We start from the raw sequence: 20,832 nt of genomic DNA on the forward strand, positions 1-20,832 counted from the left end.
GCACAATGTCCTGTTTTATGTGATTGTGCAGAGCCAGATCCAATGCAAAACTTCCCATATAGCAACATTGTACTCACCCCTTTTCATCTTTTTAATGGATTAATTATAAAAGAATTAAAACTTGCTTGATAACTTAATAGACTTTACACTCATTGATTGCGTGGTATATGTAGTCGCTGACTATGATACGTGCTCTAAACACTCAACTCTTTCAGCAAGCTCATCAATTCGCTTATTTACCAATTTGTAAACGTCATTATCAATTGTTTCCATTCTAGTTAACGTATTGACCGTACTCTGGATATTGTCAAGCTTCTTCATGATAATCTCATTTCGATCGTCTGTATAACCCAGACAAGTATTCAGAATGTCTGCCTCCATCTTTTCCATACGGTCAATGAGCTCTTGCTTTATAGTATCAACTTTGTTGTCCAAGGTGCTAAATTTGCCATCTAAAACCACAACTTTGTTGTCTAAAGTCCCAACTTTGTTATCTAAGTCCACAAATTTATTGTCCAAGGTCTCTACTTTATTGTCTAAGGCCACAACTTTGTTATCCAAGATCCCAACCTTATTATCTAAGTCCACAAATTTGTTATCCAAGATCTCTACTTTATTGTCTAGAGCCACAACTTTGTTGTCCAAGGTCTCTACTTTGTCGCCTAAGTCCACAACTTTGTTGTCCAAGGTCTCTACTTTGTCGCCTAAGTCCACAACTTTGTTGTCCAAGGTCTCTACTTTGTCGCCTAAGTCCACAACTTTGTTGTCCAAGGTCTCTACTTTGTCGCCTAAGTCCACAACTTTGTTGTCCAAGGTCTCTACTTTGTCGCCTAAGTCCACAACTTTGTTGTCCAAGGTCTCTACTTTGTCGCCTAAGTCCACAACTTTGTTGTCCAAGGTCTCTACTTTGTCGCCTAAGTCCACAACTTTGTTGTCCAAGGTCTCTACTTTGTCGCCTAAGTCCACAACTTTGTTGTCCAAGGTCTCTACTTTGTCGCCTAAGTCCACAACTTTGTTGTCCAAGGTCTCTACTTTGTCGCCTAAGTCCACAACTTTGTTGTCCAAGGTCTCTACTTTGTCGCCTAAGTCCACAACTTTGTTGTCCAAGGTCTCTACTTTGTCGCCTAAGTCCACAACTTTGTTGTCCAAGGTCTCTACTTTGTCGCCTAAGTCCACAACTTTGTTGTCCAAGGTCTCTACTTTGTCGCCTAAGTCCACAACTTTGTTGTCCAAGGTCTCTACTTTGTCGCCTAAGTCCACAACTTTGTTGTCCAAGGTCTCTACTTTGTCGCCTAAGTCCACAACTTTGTTGTCCAAGGTCTCTACTTTGTCGCCTAAGTCCACAACTTTGTTGTCCAAGGTCTCTACTTTGTCGCCTAAGCCCACAACTTTGTTGTCCAAGGTCTCTACTTTGTCGCCTAAGCCCACAACTTTGTTGTCCAAGGTCTCTACTTTGTTGTCTAAGTCCACAACTTTGTTGTCCAAGGTCTCTACTTTGTTGTCTAAGTCCACAACTTTGTTGTCCAGGGTCTCTACTTTGTTATCTAAGGTATCAACCTTGTTGTCTAAAACATCAACTTTATCACCCAAGGTCTCTACTTTGTTGTCTAAAGCAGTTACCTTATTATCTAAGCTGTGAAAGTCATCCTTTGTTGCCATGTTAGACAACTGCGATAGTATTAAATCAAGCTTTGCGCTGTCTGTCATGCTCTCCCTCCTCACTTTACGTGATTTGTACAGGTCCGATTATCGTGTTATGTATTATACCACACTGGAAAGTGTAAAGTCTATTAAATTATCAAAGTGCAGTTTTTACTTTACTAATCTGTAACTACTTGGGTAAATCGGCGAGCTGCCGATTGAAAAAAGAAAGGCGAGTACCTTTCGAAGTTTCTGATGAGAGTATATCATAAGATAAGGAAAAGAGCAATTATGCAATTTGACGAAATCGACACGAAATCGGAATTTTCCGTTTCACTGAATGGTAATGATTGACAGAAGCATAGAGTTCTGTTATATTTAGCTTAAAACATACACGTGTATGTTTTAAGCTGTCAAGGAGATTAACTAATGAAAGTAACAAAAAAAGACATTTGCTTATGTGCAATGAACCTATTTAAACAGCATGGATTTGAAAATATATATGTACAAGACATTTGCAATGAATTAGGTATTACAAGGGGCAGTTTTTATCATCACTTTCGAAATAAAAATGATGTACTTTTGTTTTGGGAGCTCTGTGATGAAAAAGATAAGATTGATAAACTTAATGAACTTTTCGACGCTGATCCCAAGATACACCTTAAACGCTTTTTTACATATTATGCATCTGATATATCAAAAATAGGATGTGACTTATTATATTTTTTACTGATTGCAACTGTAGAATCCGCCGATAATATGGCAAACTCCCATCAGGGCATTGGTGTTTATATTGGATCTGATTCAATTATCGATCTTATTATCGAAGCAACAAAAAAGCCCAGGTATCTCGCACAAAACCTTATACGCCATTATAACATGGCTATTACAGGCTTGATTTTAGAATGGAAGCTGGCAAATGGATCATTTGATTTTATCGCTGAAGCCGATTTGATTGCTGAGACCATATTTGGTCTTACAAATAAAGAATAAATGAAAGCGAGGTAGCAACATGAAAAAAATCAAAGTAGTTGTTTTAGGTACAGGAAACGTAAGTTCCTATGCTATCGGTGCATTTGCACGGAAAAAGGACTACGAATTAATTGGTGTATGGGCACATCCGGAAACTGCAGGTGCGGATATCGGCAAAGATGCCGGTGAAATTAAATTTGCCGGCGGCATGCACACAGGAGTAACCGTGACGGGCGATATGGATGAATTGATTGCCTTAAAGCCTGACTGTGCGTTCATTGGAGTGAATGGTCCAAATTTAGAGGATATTGCAGTATCGATTGCCGAAAAGTTCCTTTTAGCCGGAATCAATGTTGTTGGGACCTCCCTTTCCTCCATGATTTTCCCTGAGACCCACTTGAACCAGCCATTGGTTGACAGAATACGCAAAGCCTGTGAAGAAGGTCAGGCTTCCTTCTTCATGTCTGGCATTCATCCCGGATTCTCATGTGATTATCTTGTTTCTACTTTACTCACTGTAGCAGATCGGATAGACAGTATACGTGCCATAGAAATTTGTGATTACTCTATGGCTCCTAATGAATTTGAAATGAAAACCGGCCGCGGTTTTGGAATGCCTGTCGATTTTGTGGCAGTGTGTGAAGATCCTATGTTTATGCAGAAAACGTGGGGACCATGTGTCGACTTAATTGCAGAATCTTTAGGCTATAAAGTAGAATCCTATAAGACGAATTACGAGAAGGTTCTGACAGATCATGACCTGCAGGTAGGTTATGGGACCATTCCTGCAGGAACTGTTGGCGCTGTCCGTCTCTCCATTACCGGAGTGATTAATGGCAAGGATGCAATTACTGTCGGAGCTATAAATAGAATGGGGGCTGATGTAGCTCCTGAATGGGAATTTGCACCCGGCATGGTTTACCGGATCACCGTGAAAGGTGCTCCAAATCTTAACTGTGATTTCTCCGCAAATGATCAGGCATGGGGATATTCGATGGTATGTATGCGTGCTTTGAATGCAATTCCTCAGGTTGTAGGGGCGAAAGCAGGAATGTTAACTTCTCTTGACCTTTACACAACAACAACAAGTAACGCATTTGATTAAAAATAAGCACAGGCACCTGGATATCTTCCCTAAAACTGGGAAGATATCCAGGTGCCGTATCATTTGTACCAAAAGAAAGTGATATAATCACTCCTACTTCTCAATTGAAATAAACGGTGGAAACTTGATTCCATTCCCTGTTCTCGCACCAATATACTATGTTATCTGAAACATCAAATACCATTGATACCACAGTTGGACATACTGTTTGTGCCGTTTCTTGTAAAATTTCGAAACAATCCGAAATATCAAAATCATCATTTTTCTTTTCAAGCATTTCCACAGCCTTATTGTACCTGTCCCACCCCATCCAGGGATGCTGCTCCGTATTGCCTTTAAAAGGAGAGAAATTAGTCAGGACGGAGTATTCCGGCCTTGGAAAATATTGATATCCCTGCCCCGGAATGATTTGTAAAACATTCCCGTCTTTGTCTGATAACTGTGATTGAAATGTTATATCAGGAACACTGTATACGGGTTCCCTCTCAACTATAGCTTTGATTTCATTTAATGTCTTTTTGCCAAGAAGAAGATCAATATCCAGCATAATAATATTTTTACTGTCCGCATTCACAGGATTACTTCTGTCATCAAATGGCCAGCAGGTCGGCATGGCCACAAAATCACCTCTTGCATTAGCGCCAAATAATGGCAGCCATCCCTCAGTTTTATCATTTATAGCAATATAAACTTTATCATCTTCGGCTACAACCTTGTAATCCATGTCCAAGATATCAAGATTCCATCCGACAATCGTTTTCTTTTTATTTGTAATTATACTTGTACACATTTTATATTCTCCTCGTCCTGAACATAAGTTCCGATTTTTGATTTTACAGTTATGGAACAAAAAATTAGATACTTTTCATAAAGTAATGGAGTGATTTATGAATCATACGTTCCATTTCAAGAGGGGGATCTCTATTTTCGTTATACAACCATTTAATTAAAACATTCCAAAGACCACCCATATTAAAAAGCAGACAATACTCTAGTTCTTCATCAGAGCAGTCATCTTTCCAGTGTACTCTAAAACGTTCATATATCTGTGGCCAGTATTTGTTTGAAACATTAATTAAATGACATAAAAGATTATTATTTGTCAATACTGTCAAGTAATCTATATGTTCCTGCCAATAGGTAAAATAAACTTTGATAATATGTCGTACCGAATATTCAATATCCTGATCTAAATATCTGATATAGCTCTCGCATAGCTGTGTGCAGGAGTAGATGACTACATCTTCTTTAGAGCTGAAATTTCGATAAAATGTCCGCCGGGCAAGTTGGGCATTTTCTGAAATTTTTGAAATTGTAATTTCAGAATAATTTTGTTTTTCCATAAAAATTAAATAGAGATTGGGCCAGCCATTGTTTAGATTGTTCCGCTATTGGATTTGACTTCTTCATTTAGCCTCCTTTTGTGTCACATTTTCCACTTGGATGTAGCACTTGCTTTCGAGCGATTGACGGCACATTTTTTACCTATTATACTATTAATAAAGAAGTGACACAAGTAAGATATACGTTTGTAAGGAGGTACAAGTTGAAACTTCATCAATACGGTTCTAATATCTTCAATGAATTTCGGATTAAATGTAATGAATGCAGCGGCCTTTGCTGTGTTGCATTATACTTTTCTAAATATGATGGATTTCCTGCTGACAAAGTTGCAGGAACACCTTGCCGCAATTTAGATAATCACTTTTCTTGCAGTATTCACAACGAATTGCACTCTAAAAATATGAAAGGCTGTCTGGCCTACGATTGTTGCGGGGCAGGGCAGATAGTTACCCGCCTGTATGGAGAAAAAAACTGGAAATCCAACCCATGCACGGCTCAGGAGGAATTTGATGTATTTGTAAAAACATTCTATCTGCAGCAAATATCATGGTACGTTTCAGAAGTTTTAACACTTCTACCTGCAAAGGTGCTATGGGAGGAGGCTGATATTTATTTACACGAATTACATCTTCTTTTGAAATCTTCTCCTCAAAAAATTTTGGATATCGATATAGAGCTGCTTAGAACTAACATCAACATATTACTGAATAAGGCCTGGGTAATGGCAAAAAAGCAGATTCCCAATTCAAAAAATATAACTAAGAAAAAAGATTTTATGGGGCATAATTTTAGGAAAGCCCAACTGAGCGGCTGTGACTTTAGTTCAACACTTTTAATTGCCGCTAATTTAGACGGGTGCGATTTGACTGGCTGTAATTTTCTTGGAGCAGATATGCGGGATGCTAATATAAAAAACGCTAATTTAAGTGAAAGTATTTTTTTAACACAGGGGCAGATTAACGCAGCAATAGGAAACCTGAATACCCGCATACCTAAACATCTTATAAGACCAACTGTATGGCGCTAAGAAGAATGAATTGCCCCGGGGGTCGGTTCAGGCAGGAGGAATTATTCCGTAACCAGGCACATGGGGCGGAATGATATCCGCCCCATGTGCTGAAACAATACTTACTTTTCTGTTTTGTAAAAGTTCTGCAAAGCCTGCCCGATAAATAAAGTACTGCCTTCTCCATACACTGCATCTAACCTCTTCTGCATTTCCGTATTATTAACATACTGCTCTGCCATGTCCAGCATAAATGCAGTGACATCTTCCATCTGGTAAAGCTGTTTGGAGACAAAGTCCATCTCTCCCACGATTTCTTTCACTTCAAGTGTATTGACATCCATGCCTGCCCTGGCTACTAATTTTTTCGTTACCTGATCCAGTCTTTTCCCATAGGCCTCAACAATTTTGGCATTATCCGGATTTGAGGCAGCATTCTTTGCACTCTCCTTATCCCCATACCATTCCACCACTTTGGCAAAATTTTTCTGCGCCTCTTCACTGGACGCATTGTCTAAAAAATGATTCCGGAATGCTTCTATACTGCCATATTCTTTAACGAAAATCTCCTTCTGCTCTTCTGTCATATTGTTCTCTATATCGTGGTACATCTGTTCTATCTCTGCTTTACTGAAAACTCCAAAATCCATCTTGTTATCTCCTCTCAGAATTTCATCAATGCTGGCAATGATTCGTTCTAATCTTTCTTTTTTTAATTCCAGCAATCTTTTTTGGCTGTTTAATAGTTGATCTTTATCCAGAGCAGGATTTTCTAAAATCAACTTGATTTGCTTCAATGGCAAATCAAGCTCCCGGAAAAACAGTATCTGCTGTAAAGTTTCCAAGGCTTTATCGTCATAAAGCCGGTATCCCGCCTCACTGAGCACGGATGGTTTTAAGAGTCCGATCTCGTCATAATAGTGAAGTGTGCGTACGCTGATACCTGTTAAGTTTGAAACCTCTTTTACTGTCTGCATCTGTTTTCCTCCCTGGTTACTGTTCTTGATAAATTCATTTTAGCCTATAACGTAACGTGAGAGTCAATAGATTTTGAATTATTTTTCATAATAAGTTTTATCTTGTTATCACAGGTTTCCCATCAGCATCAAGCAATGGTGTCAGACCACCCGCATAACCTGCCTGCACGAAAACATAGTTAACCCCTGTTTCCTTATCGACAAAAATCATTTTCCATCCTTTCCCTAATGGACTCCCTTCGGTATACACCGTTTCAAATCTTTTATTATCACTCATAATGATTCCTCCTCTGCCTGTTCTAAAACCATCTTATCATACTCTCACTAATTTTCCTTGTACAAAATAACACAATCTTCCCATTTTTATATGTGTGTGCTAGAATAGTAATAACATTATGATAAGCGTAAAAGTTACACAATTCAATAGGAATCCGGATATATTGAAGAACATGTCAGGGGGGGAGCATATGAAACGGATGAAACTTATATTCCTTAGTGTATTTTTAGTATGTGGTATCTTAAGCGGCTGCCAGAAAAGTACTACAGAACAGGGGACAGAGTCAGACATTAAAGAACTGCAGAATGACAGCAAAGAATTAAAGGAAGAAAATGAGAAGCTGAAAAAAGAACTGGAAGAGCTGGAAAAACAGAAGGCGGAAGAGAAAGCCCAAAAAACGGCCAGTGAATCCAAAGAAGCGGCATCAGGAAAAAATGAATTAGCCGGAGCGCAAACGGCTGAAACAGCAAAGGCTGACGATGCAGACAGCTCCACCCCTCCAAAAGCTGAGAACAGCATGGTGCCATGCCCTGATTGCGAAGGCACCGGATTCTTTAACCAATGTGGGAAATGTGACGGAACCGGATTTGACAGTTATAACAATCAGGAATGTGACATGTGCAATGGCAGTGGTAAGCATGCATGTAACCTCTGTCAGGGGGAAGGTATGATTGCCGCTTCTGCGGTCCCGTCTGCCCCCGCTGTGGATAACAGCGCTTCTTCAGACGCCTCAGGTACTGCTGGGTATACGCCTGATTATTCCCGTACTCCTGTCACTCCATATATACCAGATAATTCTAAGAAGCCCTGCGGATATTGCGGTGGGGATGGAAAGAATAAATGTCCGTTCTGTGATGGGGAAGGATACCGTACAGAATACAAGTCAGTTCCAACTTATGGTTCCGGGGGCAGCAGCGGGTATGAAGCACGGGTCCGCTGCCATCATTGTAAGGGAAGCGGGCAGGAAAAATGCTTGTATTGCGGCGGGGAAGGAAGCTATTAAGTTCCTTTCACAAGCCCTGTAAACAGTAGCGCTATTAATAGAAATACAAATGAAAGGGATGTCGCCTGTGTATAACCGTATGCTCGATACTTTCATAGCAGTCGCAGACTGCGGTAGCTTTACAAAAGCCGCAGATTTCCTGTACATTTCTCCTACAGCAGTCATGAAACAGATGAATGCGCTGGAGAAAGAGCTTGACCTTGTCCTAATGGAACGTAACCCATCCGGTATCAGCCTGACATCTGCAGGAGCTGTCATTTACCGGGATGCAAAATTTATCATTGATTATTCTAAAAAATCAATTGCAGATGCCAGAACCACTATGCATTTAGCCGATACGACTTTCTGCGTAGGCACCTCGCTGCTGAACCCGGCCAAACCTTTTATGGATCTGTGGTATCAGGTGAACAGGGGCTTCCCCGAATATAAACTTCACCTTGTTCCCTTTGAAGACGACCACGACGGCATTCTCACAGAAATCAGCCAGCTCGGGAAGAAATTTGATTTTCTGATCGGGGTATGTGATTCCAAAGCGTGGCTCAATCTCTGCAATTTCCTGCCGCTTGGTAGATACCGGAAGATGGCTGCCGTGTCCAGAGAGCACCGGCTTGCAGGTAGAGAATCGATTACGATCGAAGATTTATATGGTGAAACACTTATGATGGTAAAAAGGGGGGATTCCGGGGTGAATGACATCCTGCGCAGTGATCTTGAGACACACCATCCGCAAATTAATATAGAAGATACTCCGCAATTTTACGATATGTCCGTCTTTAACCGCTGCGCAGAAAGCAGGAAGGTCCTGCTAACAATTGAGTGCTGGCAGGACGTCCACCCCGGGCTGGTATCTATCCCGGTTGACTGGGATTACAGCATTCCCTATGGATTGCTGTACAGTTTGAATGCACCGGAGGATGTATATCGGTTTGTTGAGGCTGTGAAGAAATGCAAATGCTAAACATGGTTCTTGCGCTAAACTTAGTCGAATATAATCTTTAGCCTTCCTGAGTAGAGATTTACCGGCACCTCTCCAGGTATGTCATAACGCTCCAGATTTTCATTTCGGAAATCATAAACAGTTACAAGCTTTTTCTCATAATCTACAATCCAATATTCTTTCATATTCGCTGAACGATATTTGAAAAGCTTGGTATAATAGTCCATCCGCACACTGCCTCCTGTGTTATCATTTCAATAACAATCCATAGAAGGAGTAACCATGATATTAATTATAGAAGATAATCCCAATATCCGTCAGGAGCTGTCAGTCTATCTGCAGGCAAATGGCTATTCATGCGTCTGTCAGGAACGCTACTCCTGTACACAGAAAGAATTATCAACAGATGTTCAGGCTCTGTTAGAGACCTTCCCGGCGGAGCTCATCCTTCTGGATATTAATCTGGAGGCATGTAACGGCCTGAGCCTGTGCAGGGATATCCGGAAGGTGACCAATATTCCTGTCATCTTTGTCACAGGGCGGACTGATGATGAAGATGAACTGTCCGGTATCCTTACAGGCGGAGATGATTTCATCCGAAAACCGTACAGCCTCCCCATCCTGCTGGCCCGGATTAACAGGCTGCTGAACCGCCAGAATACCGCCCTCTCTGAATCCATCCACGCATCCGACGCAGCGCTTAATGTGCTGATGGGACAGATCACTTATCAGGGGCAAACGATGGACCTCTCCAAAAACGAGGTTAAGATCCTCTACTATCTCTTCCTGAATAAGGACCATGTCGTAACCAAAGATTCTTTGATCGAATACTTATGGGAAAATAAATTTTATGTGGACGAGAATATCTTAAATGTGAATCTGTCACGGCTGCGCCGCCGTCTGAAGGAGGTCGGACTGGGCGGCCTGATCGTTACTGTTCCTAAAAAGGGGCTGATGGTCCATGCCTGTAAACAGTAATCCTGAAACTGCTATTCTAATTTATGAAAGGAAACTGCCATGACTCTTATGAACTATCTGTCTGAAAAGCTGATGCTGCTTTTTCTAAATCTGTTTTGTTCAATCGCCCTGTCGATTTATTTTATATTACTCGGGAACAGCTTTCCTTCTGTTTTGCCTGTACTCTTTGTCTGGGCTTTTATATTGGCCATAATATGGGGCAGCGGGTATTACCGGCAAAAAAAGAAAGCAGTGCAGATTTTTCACCAACTGGACCTTCTGGACCAGAAATACCTGATCTGTGAAATGCTGGAAAAACCGGTAACCAATGAGGATAAGCTCTACTGCCATATTTTACGTGCGGCCTGCAAATCAATGCTGGAAAATGTAAACCACCTGAAACAGTCCAACCGTGATTACAAGGAATATATAGAGGAATGGATCCATGAGATTAAGACACCGATTACTGCCATTGACCTGATCTGCAAAAACAACCCGGACAGTGAAGAACGGCGTATCGGGAAGGAATTGTCCCGGATCGGTGACTTGGTGGAACAGGCCTTATACTATGCCCGCAGCGAGCATGTGGAAAAAGACTATTTTATCAGGGAGTTCGCCCTTTTTGATGCGATTGGTCCCGCGCTGATGCAGAACAGGACCCTGCTGCTGGAAGAACATATAAGGCTTCAGGTGGAAGAGACTGCGGATACTGTCTGTACAGATGAAAAATGGCTGACTTATATTATCAGCCAGATTCTTTCTAATTCCATAAAATACCATAAACCAACAGGAGCTTTTATAAAGATTTCTGCCTCTCGCACCAAAAACAGTGTATCACTCATCATTGAGGACAATGGGCAGGGCATCCCCCCGGAAGATCTTCCCCGCATCTTTGAAAAGGGTTTTACCGGCAGCACACGCAGAAACAGAAAGTCCACCGGCATGGGATTATATCTCTGCCGCAAGCTCTGCCTGAAACTGGGGCTGGCCATCAGGGCGGATTCCGTTTTTGGGGAAGGAACCACGATTACTATAAACTTTCCAGACAGTACCTATAACCGTCCGGGGCAGGACAATTAGTATAAGAAACCCACTTGAAACAATCCTGCATGTATTACAACTTTGTAAGTATGAAAAGGGCGGTTTTCCTGCTATGATAACAGCATAAAAGTGAAAAGCAGATATAACAATATCATAGAAGGAGTACACTATGGAACCATTACTTAGAATTGAAGAACTGGAAAAATATTATGGAACAAAGACACTCGTTACAAAGGCTCTGGACAATGTGAGCTTTTCTGTATCAAAAGGTGAATTTCTTGGCATCATGGGGGCATCCGGAAGCGGCAAGACGACTCTTCTCAACTGTATCTCCACGATCGATACCGTAACAGCAGGCCATATTTATCTCAATGACACTGATATTACAGAATTAAGAGAGAATAAACTGGCCCTGTTCCGTCAGGAGAATCTGGGGTTTGTCTTTCAGGACTTCAACTTACTGGATACCCTGACGATCGAAGAAAATATTGCTCTGGCCCCTGTTATTCGGGGAATATCCCCGCAGAAAATAGCCGATGAAGTAAAGAAAACAGCCCGGCAGCTCGGCATTTTGGATATCCTCCCTAAGTTTCCCTACGAAGTATCCGGGGGACAGCGGCAGCGCTGTGCCTGTGCACGTGCACTGATCTCCCGCCCCAGCCTGATTCTGGCCGATGAGCCAACAGGCGCCCTTGATTCAAAATCAGCTGGCATGCTTCTGGAATGCTTCACACAAATGAATCATGAAATGCAGGCTACCATCCTGATGGTTACACACGACATCTTTTCCGCCAGCTACTGCAGCCGGATCCTTTTTCTCCGGGACGGAAAAATCTTCAGTGAACTGGTCAGGGGAAATAAAGCCAGACGGGTTTTCTTCAATGAAATTCTGGATGTCGTAACCCTGTTGGGAGGTGACGTGTCCGATGCTCACTAAACTGGCAATGCGCAATGCCAAGCGCTCCATGAGGGATTATGGCATCTATCTTCTTACCGCTACGATTTCTTTTTCCCTGATGTATGCATTCAATATGGTCATTTTTTCGAAAGAAATCAAAGAAATAAACCAGATGATGGGAAGCCTTTCGATCATGATTATTTTTATCTCAGTAATCATAATCGCAGTAATCGAATGGCTTGTACATTACATGAACCGTTTTATGCTGGAAAAAAGGAGCCGGGAACTTGGCACCTACATGCTGTTGGGCATCAGCAGCCGCAAAATTTCTAAAATGGTCATGCTGGAAAATATATTCATGGGAGCCGCCGCATTTTTGGCTGGTCTTCTGGCGGGAACCTTCATCTATCAGATTCTAAGCCTGATCATCAAGACTTTTTTTGAGGTTAAGTTTTCTGTAAAAGAAATTTTCTCTCTGCCCGCCATGCTGCTCACCCTGCTCTATGCAGTACTGATCTACGCATTCTCCATGCTCAGGATGAGAAGAAGGCTGAAAAAAATAAAAATATATGATCTTATCTATGCGGAGAAGCAGAACGAAACTGCCGTAATCTCCAATAAAAAAAGCCACTGGATCCTCTGTGCAGTATCAATGGGAATACTCGCAGGCGGCTGCTCACTCACATATTTTATTTTCCACGAGACTGCCTTTTTCTCCATGTTCCTCCTGCTGGCAGGTTTCGTTATGATCATTGCGGGACTTTATGGGACTTATATTTCTCTGGCAGGTTTTCTTGTGAAAATCTTTCTTGGAAAAAATGAGCGGAAATATTCGAAGGATAACCTGTTTATATACCGGAACCTCTCGGCCAAATTAAACACCATGAGCTTTACCATTGGCACACTGGCCATGCTGTTCACCCTGACTCTTACATGCCTCCAAAGCGCAGCGCTCTTCAATAAATTCTTTGAGCTCTCAGCGCTGGAGCGCTGTCCCTTTGATGCACAGATATCCGTATCAGACACAACTGTCTTTGCAGATATAGAAACGTATTTTGAAAAAGAACGCGGAATAAAAGACATCTGCCAGGTACCTGTCTATAACTGTGACCAGACGGCACTCTACGATACCCTTGGTCTGGACACTTACTTACCAGACGACTATGCTATCTCTTATAGTAACTATGCAAAACTGCGGGAGATGCTGGGATATAAACCGGTAAGCCTTTCCGCCGGACACTATATCCTCCATGCCCGCTCTGAGACTAAAAATACTGCTGATAAAAAAGGCAGTCTGCCCTATACGATAAACGGCACCACCCTAAATCTTCAGGCAGCCTATGATGAACCATTATCCCAGGGCGGATATATCGGCGTCGGCTTCATTATCGTCCTTCCAGATGAACTGACCGCTGGACTGCCGTCAGAATCAACGGCCCTGATGATAAATACAGTGGAAGAAACTACGACAGAAGATTATGATTATCTGACTTCCCGGATTGATACTGGAAAGAATCCCTGGGGAACAGGGTACTGGGACACGAAAGGAAATACGATAGCTGACAGCCGGGGCGGAATCATCGTCTGTGGTTTCTGCCTGTATTATACCGGTCTGATATTTATCTGTACAGCGGCAACAATACTTGCAGTACAGCAGTTAAGCGAGGCTTCCAAACACCGCTTCCGCTACAAAATACTGTCCAACCTCGGAGTACCAGATCAGAAAATCGGAAAGCTGATATTCCGGCAGATGCTCCTTTATTTTGGAATTCCTCTGCTGATCCCCCTCCCCCTATCTGTCTTTATTGCTTCGAGTATAAAAAATATCATGCTTGGAGTAATCACACCAGCAATCTTCTGGGGAGCCGTGTCCATCAGCCTTGGGGTGTTTCTTTTGATTTACATGTTGTATTTTGCAGCCACTTATGTGGGATACAAGCGTAATGTTATATAGAATAAAACAGAGAGTGTACTCTGATACATTCTTATACTGGGGCAGGGCACTGCCCCATTTCTTATTATATTTATATGATTCTTTATAAATTATTTAATTTCTAAATACATCTTTTTACGACATCTTTCTATCTTACATTTACCTTACATTTTTCCCAAAAGGTAGAAATATCTTTTTCACCTGCTATAATTCGAGGTGAAGGAGGAATTATTATGGAAACTTATGTCGAAGTAATCAAACAGGCAGTCTTGTTTTTCCCTATGATTGCATTTTTCTTTACCATGCCTTATATCGTATATAACTATCACAAATATGGCTCCGTACTCAGTCTGCGGATACTGGTTGTTTATTCCTTTATCCTGTACATGATCTGCATGTACTTTCTGGTAATCCTGCCTCTTCCTTCCAGAACAGAGGTTGCAGCCATGACCGGGAGGCGTATGCAGTTTGTTCCGTTTACCTTCATCCATGATATCCTGAAAGAGTCCCGCATCTCTTACGGGGACCCTGTGAGCCTGCTTACTCTGCTGCATAACAAGGCACTCTTTCAGGTTTTATTTAATATCGTTATGACAATTCCATTCGGGGTATATCTGCGCTATTATTTCCGGCTCAGCCTGAAAAAGACCGTGCTCTTTACCTTTCTGCTGTCCCTGTTTTTTGAACTGACCCAGCTCACCGGGCTATACTTCTACTATCCAAGGAGCTACCGTCTATTTGACGTAGATGACCTGATGGCCAATACACTGGGCGGAACTGTAGGGTATTTCCTGCTGAGTCCTTTTGTAAAGATTCTTCCTACAAGGGCACAGATTGATTCCATGAGTTACAAACGGGGAGAAAAAGTTTCCCTGATGAGAAGGTTTACTTCCCTGTTTTTAGATATCTTGTGCATTGGAATCATGTCCGGCTTTTCTGGCGTTTTATTCGTCATCTTTTTAGGCCGCATCCCCTATGCACAGGTGCTTATACCGCTGGTATATTTCACGTTCCTCCCTAATCTGCTTCATGGCATGACAATAGGGAAATGGTTTACAAAAACAAAAATCGTTACAACTACAGGAGAAGAGGCCCGCTGGTACCAGTATCTGATCCGCTACGGCAGTCTGTTTCTTGCCCTGCACACCCTTCCACTGGCTATTAATAAATTTCTGGAAAAATGGCCCGAATTTCATATCACTTCGCCGGATTTCAACAGTCCTGCCGCCTTTCTGCGGGGAGCCTATGTCATATTCCTGCTGGTCAGCGGAATCCAGCTTTTCCGTCATAAACCTCTGTTTTATGAAAAACTGTCTGGAACCCAGATAATCAGCGCCTTCCCTGACAAAAAGAGCTGATAAAAGAGCAGCTGGTAACTGCTCTTTTATACTCTCACTGTTACTTTTCATCGATTTTTTCTATCTCCGAAAGAATTTTAACCTGCTTCTTATAAAAAGCGATCCCAAATTTCATAACCTCGCCAACGCCCTGTTCTAAGAGGCCAGTATCATAATTTTTATCGTTAATCTGTTCCAGTGCAATCTGAGACAGTGCTTCCAGTCTTTCCGGCACTGCACTGTCAGATGGTGTCTCCCGAAGCACCTTCAGTTCCATCAGGATTCCGGGCAGTCTCTTATTATATGGAAGTAATTGCACATCATATCTGCCGTCTCCGGCTTCCCTGTTGGAAGTGACGTAGTAGAGATTATTCATGACTGCACACAATCCAATTATCATACCGTGATAAAAACTTTCATTTGCCGCATCATAATAACTAATTGTCTCTGACAAGAACTTTTGAAGCTGTTTTTGCAGCTCCGGAACATTTTGCTGATAAATAGCCTGCTGGATTGCAATCGCCGATGATTGTGATATGACATCCGAAAGTCCGGCCAAAACTTCCTTTTCATACACATAGAATATTTCTTTATTTGGAATTGCAATATCGCAAATCGCATTCCCGTCATGACAAGGCGCCATGTTCACTACTTTTAAATATCCGGCAATCAGCAAAAAACTGTATATAGTCGTAGGATTATTTTGGATTTCAGGATAAATAACCGATGTATCAATATATGTGGATATTGATTTTCCCTGCATCAGAAGCTGCATGTTCTCCAAAATTTCCGGTGTCGCGCGGTGAATAATCTCACCGATTACTTCATTGCTGCCAGTAGACTGCCAGAAAGCCTTCGGATAACAGCCATCATCCAGATAATTAATGACTGACCACGGATTCAGGATCTCCGTATTTCCAAATAAATAGCCATTATACCAGTCACATGCTTCCCCAAACTTTTCCCCATATCCATAATATTCCATCATTGTACGGACTTCTTCCATTGTAAAGCCAAAATACTGGCTGTAGCGGTCATCAAGGATAGAATTTACTTTCAGATTGTTCATCCCGCTAAAAATACTTTCCTTAGCCACACGCAGGATACCGGTTAAAAAGCCGAACGATAAATTGGGGTTGTCTTTAACCCCCGCAGAAAAAAAGTTACGCATAAACAAGATAATCTTGTCATAGAAATCCAGTAAATGTCCTTGCTGGATCGGTGTATCATATTCATCAATAATAATGACCGGCGCCGTTTTGTGGTGCTTATGCAAAATTTGTGACAGCATTCCCAAAGCCGCTGTCCAACTGCTTTCCGTAAGCGTGTCCTCCAGAATGCCTTTGTAGAAATCCCTCTCAAAGCTGGTCAGTAAACGACTGTTCTGTAACTCATTATGCCGGCTGAATTCATTTTTAATCACCTGCTTGATTCCGTCCAAAGTATCTTCCCATGTCGAATACTTAATATCTTTAAACGTCATAAATATAACAGGGTACTTTCCCTGATTGGAGGTATACCTGTCTCCACAATACCAAATGTTTTTATCACGAAAATAGACAGAGGTGTCTTCCTCTGTTTTCTCAAAAAATGTACGGATCATGTCCATATTCATTGTTTTTCCAAAACGCCTTGGACGGGTAAAAAGAGATACTTTGGGACGCGCATCCAGAATATCCCGGATCAGCAGGGTTTTGTCGACATAGTAATAATGTGTAACGGTCTCCGTGAAGTCCGATATCCCTATCGGGAGCGGTAAAGAAGGTACTTCTGCCATGTCGTAATCTTTTCTCCTTCGGTCACCCGGCATCTGTGCCGCAACTGGAATCTGCCATTCCTTCCCTTTTTTACAGGCGCCTGAAATTCGCTCCTGCCGGCAGAGCGCTGTAACCCTGCGCTCAGAAATCCCCCATTTCTCTGATGCCGTGTGCACGTTCATATACTTCATCTTATCTCCCTCCTTTGTTCGTTGATTGTTCTTTTATTATACATTATATACCTCTAAATATCAACTTATTCAGAACAATATACGTTTTATAAAGAATAATATGGTTACTGTTCACAAACCCGCTTTTCCCTTACCAGAGAACAATCAGAAGAATATTTTTCACGTTTTTAATTCCTATAAATTATTGCTATTAAACCCTGAAACGAATATAATGGTGGTGTGATTTTAATTTATTTTTCACAGGGGGACAAGAACAAATGGGATTTGCAGAGATAGAGAATTTCCTGTGGGCCGGGGTTATCTTCCTCACCTTTTTTATAACCTGCTGCGCCCTCCCGGAACAGCGGTATATTCAGAAAAATGTAATAATATCCGCAGGTGTACTACTTGCGGGTATTGTTGTGCTGCAGTCAGGACTGCTCCTTTCCGGTCAGGATCATACGCTGGTGCTCACCCTGCTTCCTCTGACGGCCTACCTTCCGGTTATAATCGGCGTCCATATCGTTTCTAAATCCAGCTTTTTTCAGACATCTGCTGTCTGGACACTGGGGCTTCTCCTGTCCGTAACACTGTCCCTTTTTCAAAAACTGCTCCTCCGTTACTCTGCAGCAATACCAGGACTTACTTTCCGGCAGCGCAGCCTGATGCAAACGGCATGCCTTCTTTTGGCAGCAGTTTTGCTGCTATATATCGTTCTGCGCCGTTTTCGTAAACCTTTTCAGACTTATGTACTGCATAATAAAACAAACTGGCTGTTGTTCTGCTTTCCGGTCCTTATGATTTTTTTGCTGCTTTCCTATTTCAGGAGCAGCCCCACAGACGGGATCGTCCTAATCTTAATCTTTTTAACCACTTTATCGGTTTTCCTGATATTGGCAAGGATTTTAATTTATTCTGCCAGAGAACAGCAAATGCAGGAGGCAGAGAAGGCTGTGACTGCACAGTTGGAAATCCAGCGTCAGGAGTATGAAGAAATCTGTGAAAAAATTGCCGCTGGCCGGGCCTACAGGCACGATATGCGCCATCACCTAAGCGTCTTGGAAGAACTGGCGGACAAGGGCAGTCAGCAGGAAATGAAAAATTATATCAGCAGTATTAACGGACAGCTTCAGGAAGCTGAGCAAAAATCCTTCTGTGAAAACATGACGGTCAACGCGGTGCTCTCTTCCTATATCCGTAAGGCGGAACATGCCGGATGCAGTGTATCGGCAGATATAAATATCCCTGACGAGATCCCGTTTGACCCTCTGGATATTTGTTCTATATTAGCCAATGCACTGGAGAATGCTGCAAATGCCTGCACAAAAAATATACAGGAAGAAAACCGGCATTTATCTATATTCGTCAGGTTTGAGGATAACCAGAAACTAGTCATTTCCATCGAAAATCCCTGTGAAACCCCGGTTTCCATCGGCAAATCCGGCTTCCCTGACGTTCCCTGCGAAGATGGGCATGGGATCGGTTTGAAAAGCATTGAAAACATATCCAGAAAATACAATGGCCTGTTTAGCTGTGAATTTGCTGACGGAATTTTTAGCCTGAACGTTATCCTGTTTGTTCCGAACCCGGCCGTTCCCCCGAAGACGGGAAAGAAGAAACATGATAAGGCGGCTGTGGCTGCGATGACAGCCTTACTCGTTTTTTGTGTTACAATAAACTGTATGCCTGTAATGGCTCAGGAGTGGGAAAATATCCCCTTGTTGGGAACGCTGATTCGTGTCGTAAATCTAAAGACCTACGAGTATCGCTGGGGCGGCACTTCTTTTCAAGCAGTACAGCCACTGGTGGATTTTACAAACAGCACTGCCGGGGGCATCATCTCTTTCGATAAACCGGCAGATACGGTTTCTGCACTGACAACCACCCAGGATACAGGAAGCATTCAGGCCGAAGTGACTGATCCCAGTGAAACCGGAAACAGCGGAAAAATCTCCGTATCTCAGGCAAAGCCCGGTTCTTCCGGCACATTTTCCTGGGAAGACGGCACAGAACCCACTGTTCCATCCGTCACACTTGTACCGGAGGAACTTCCACCTTCCAAAGCTCCTTATGAAGAATCTTCAAAGGAGCCTTCAAAAGAACATTCTGCAGAGTCTTCTGGAGAAACCGGAAACCTGCCCCCAGCACTTTCCGAAGGTGTCGATGAGATCAACAGCCAGATGGAGGATTACATAAAAGAACTCCGCGACAAATTTCTCTGGTATGTCGCGCGCAAATACAACGGCTATGTCGCGTTGGACTGTACACACACCATCCTGCGTAATGATGAATTGCTAGTGATCCGCTTCGATACTACGATCAACGCCGGTAGTTCCGGCCAGTACAGCCGCAGTTTTGTGCTGGACAAGATAACCGGAAAGGCATTGGAATTGTCCGACCTCTTCCAAAGCGGCAGCGATTACATTTCTGTAATCAGTGAGGAAGTAAAACAGCAGATGGCGCAGCGGGAAAATTCCTATGACTACTTCATCCCCGGCGGCATTTGGGGCGATGAAGAATTGTTTCAGGAAATAGCGCCTGATCAGAACTTTTATATCAATGATCAGAATCAGCTGGTCATCGTGTTTGATGAATATGAGGTTGCGTCCGGCAGAGCCGGGATGCCCGAATTTGTAATTCCGGCGGAGATTCTCAGCCATATGCTTGAGCCCGCCTCTTTCTTAGAATAACAGCGCAGAAAGCGAGGTAAACGGTTTGCTGAAAATTTGTATCTGCGATGACAATGAAGCAGAAGTATATAAAATAGAAGGACTGCTCCGGCAATTCAAGGACAGCCATCCAGAGCTGCCCCTTGTGGCGCAGTCCTTCCAGTCTGCTTTTGATTTACTTGATTGCATAGAAAAACAGGGAGGCTTTGATCTGTATCTGTTAGATATTCTCATGCCCGGCATATCCGGAATGGAACTGGCAAAACGTATTCGTGAACGGATGGAAAAAGCGGAGCTTCTATTTTTAACCACCTCCCGCGAATACGCTGTGGAGGCTTTTGGCGTAGAGGCCGCCGGATATCTGATGAAACCGGTGCAGCGCAGCGAGTTCGACCGTGTGCTCTTTTCCTGTATCCAAAGACTCAAACCAGAAGAAAATCCTTCCCTGATGCTGAAAACGAAGGGCGGCCTGCATAATGTACCAGTCTACGAATTAATGTCAGTGGAAAGTATCCGGCACAACTACCGGTGTACAATGGCCGGGGGAACAACGCTGACCGTTCCCGGTACCATTTCATCACTTTTTGAACAACTTAGGGCTTATCCCTGTTTTTATATGCCCCACCGTGCCTTCATTGTAAATTTCAATTATGTAAGCGGCTTAACGGCTTCAGAGATCCTAATGAGCGACGGCCAGAGAATCCCTGTCTCCCGGAACAGCTATATGGATTTGAAAAATACTTTCATAAATTATACCCTGCAAAAAAGCAGGCGTACCTAGCGTCCTCCGCCTCATCCTCTGTGTTCC

General features: G+C 42.6%; 18 protein-coding genes. 12 read left to right on the plus strand and 6 right to left on the minus strand.

Annotated features, from left to right (window positions below; all coding sequences use genetic code 11):
- Positions 1–180 precede the first annotated feature (180 nt).
- Complete coding sequence (locus tag DWX43_RS05840) at positions 181–1,707, minus strand: tropomyosin (protein WP_118619474.1); 1,527 nt, start codon at positions 1,705–1,707, stop codon at positions 181–183.
- Between the two features lie 363 nt (positions 1,708–2,070).
- Here DWX43_RS05840 and DWX43_RS05845 point away from each other — a divergent pair, with 363 nt between their 5' ends.
- Both DWX43_RS05845 and DWX43_RS05850 read left to right on the plus strand, forming a co-directional pair.
- Positions 2,071–2,634 carry a TetR/AcrR family transcriptional regulator gene (locus DWX43_RS05845; RefSeq protein ID WP_118619476.1) on the plus strand — a complete coding sequence of 188 codons (564 nt, stop codon included), beginning with the start codon at positions 2,071–2,073 and terminating at the stop codon, positions 2,632–2,634.
- 19 nt (positions 2,635–2,653) lie between these two features.
- A complete protein-coding gene (locus DWX43_RS05850) occupies positions 2,654–3,718 on the plus strand; it encodes a dihydrodipicolinate reductase (RefSeq protein WP_109731839.1) in 1,065 nt (354 codons plus the stop codon).
- 100 nt (positions 3,719–3,818) lie between these two features.
- On the opposite strand, the gene DWX43_RS05855 is transcribed toward DWX43_RS05850, so the two are convergent.
- A complete protein-coding gene (locus DWX43_RS05855; RefSeq protein WP_118619478.1) occupies positions 3,819–4,508 on the minus strand; it encodes a hypothetical protein in 690 nt (229 codons plus the stop codon).
- A 756-nt stretch (positions 4,509–5,264) separates the two neighbouring features.
- Between DWX43_RS05855 and DWX43_RS05865 the strand changes: the two genes are divergently transcribed.
- A complete protein-coding gene (locus tag DWX43_RS05865; protein ID WP_118619480.1) occupies positions 5,265–6,089 on the plus strand; it encodes a pentapeptide repeat-containing protein in 825 nt (274 codons plus the stop codon).
- A gap of 101 nt (positions 6,090–6,190) precedes the next feature.
- Here DWX43_RS05865 and DWX43_RS05870 read toward each other — a convergent pair whose 3' ends face one another.
- Complete coding sequence (locus DWX43_RS05870; protein WP_118619482.1) at positions 6,191–7,045, minus strand: MerR family transcriptional regulator; 855 nt, start codon at positions 7,043–7,045, stop codon at positions 6,191–6,193.
- Positions 7,046–7,142: 97 nt separating this feature from the next.
- Positions 7,143–7,322, minus strand: a complete 180-nt coding sequence (locus DWX43_RS05875; RefSeq protein ID WP_182440635.1) for a DUF6440 family protein — start codon at positions 7,320–7,322, stop codon at positions 7,143–7,145.
- Between the two features lie 190 nt (positions 7,323–7,512).
- On the opposite strand from DWX43_RS05875, the gene DWX43_RS05880 reads away from it, so the two are divergent.
- Together DWX43_RS05880 and DWX43_RS05885 are read left to right on the plus strand one after the other, a co-directional pair.
- Positions 7,513–8,325 carry a hypothetical protein gene (locus DWX43_RS05880; RefSeq protein ID WP_118619486.1) on the plus strand — a complete coding sequence of 271 codons (813 nt, stop codon included), beginning with the start codon at positions 7,513–7,515 and terminating at the stop codon, positions 8,323–8,325.
- 67 nt (positions 8,326–8,392) lie between these two features.
- On the plus strand, positions 8,393–9,283 hold the full coding sequence (locus tag DWX43_RS05885; protein WP_118619488.1) for a LysR family transcriptional regulator: 891 nt from the start codon (positions 8,393–8,395) through the stop codon (positions 9,281–9,283).
- Between the two features lie 20 nt (positions 9,284–9,303).
- On the opposite strand, the gene DWX43_RS05890 is transcribed toward DWX43_RS05885, so the two are convergent.
- On the minus strand, positions 9,304–9,489 hold the full coding sequence (locus tag DWX43_RS05890; RefSeq protein WP_109731830.1) for a Uma2 family endonuclease: 186 nt from the start codon (positions 9,487–9,489) through the stop codon (positions 9,304–9,306).
- A 55-nt stretch (positions 9,490–9,544) separates the two neighbouring features.
- On the opposite strand from DWX43_RS05890, the gene DWX43_RS05895 reads away from it, so the two are divergent.
- From DWX43_RS05895 to DWX43_RS05915, 5 genes are all read left to right on the plus strand, one after another.
- Positions 9,545–10,240, plus strand: coding sequence for a response regulator transcription factor (locus DWX43_RS05895; RefSeq protein WP_118619490.1), 696 nt, complete (start codon positions 9,545–9,547; stop codon positions 10,238–10,240).
- Between the two features lie 39 nt (positions 10,241–10,279).
- Positions 10,280–11,299, plus strand: a complete 1,020-nt coding sequence (locus DWX43_RS05900; protein ID WP_118619492.1) for a sensor histidine kinase — start codon at positions 10,280–10,282, stop codon at positions 11,297–11,299.
- Positions 11,300–11,429: 130 nt separating this feature from the next.
- On the plus strand, positions 11,430–12,197 hold the full coding sequence (locus DWX43_RS05905) for an ABC transporter ATP-binding protein (protein WP_118619494.1): 768 nt from the start codon (positions 11,430–11,432) through the stop codon (positions 12,195–12,197).
- Entirely contained in the window at positions 12,187–14,112 is a 1,926-nt protein-coding gene (locus DWX43_RS05910; RefSeq protein ID WP_118619496.1) for an FtsX-like permease family protein, read from the plus strand. Before DWX43_RS05905 ends, DWX43_RS05910 begins: the two co-directional genes overlap by 11 nt.
- 212 nt (positions 14,113–14,324) lie before the next feature.
- A complete protein-coding gene (locus DWX43_RS05915; protein WP_118619498.1) occupies positions 14,325–15,449 on the plus strand; it encodes a VanZ family protein in 1,125 nt (374 codons plus the stop codon).
- Between the two features lie 40 nt (positions 15,450–15,489).
- Here DWX43_RS05915 and DWX43_RS05920 read toward each other — a convergent pair whose 3' ends face one another.
- A complete protein-coding gene (locus DWX43_RS05920; RefSeq protein ID WP_118619500.1) occupies positions 15,490–17,376 on the minus strand; it encodes an AAA family ATPase in 1,887 nt (628 codons plus the stop codon).
- A gap of 257 nt (positions 17,377–17,633) precedes the next feature.
- Here DWX43_RS05920 and DWX43_RS05925 point away from each other — a divergent pair, with 257 nt between their 5' ends.
- Together DWX43_RS05925 and DWX43_RS05930 are read left to right on the plus strand one after the other, a co-directional pair.
- On the plus strand, positions 17,634–20,045 hold the full coding sequence (locus tag DWX43_RS05925; protein ID WP_118619501.1) for a GHKL domain-containing protein: 2,412 nt from the start codon (positions 17,634–17,636) through the stop codon (positions 20,043–20,045).
- Positions 20,046–20,070: 25 nt separating this feature from the next.
- Complete coding sequence (locus DWX43_RS05930) at positions 20,071–20,805, plus strand: LytTR family DNA-binding domain-containing protein (protein ID WP_118619503.1); 735 nt, start codon at positions 20,071–20,073, stop codon at positions 20,803–20,805.
- Positions 20,806–20,832 lie beyond the last annotated feature (27 nt).

It is taken from the genome of Clostridium sp. AF19-22AC, from assembly GCF_003479085.1.
In the GTDB taxonomy this organism is placed as follows: Bacteria; Bacillota; Clostridia; order Lachnospirales; family Lachnospiraceae; genus Faecalicatena_A; species Faecalicatena_A orotica.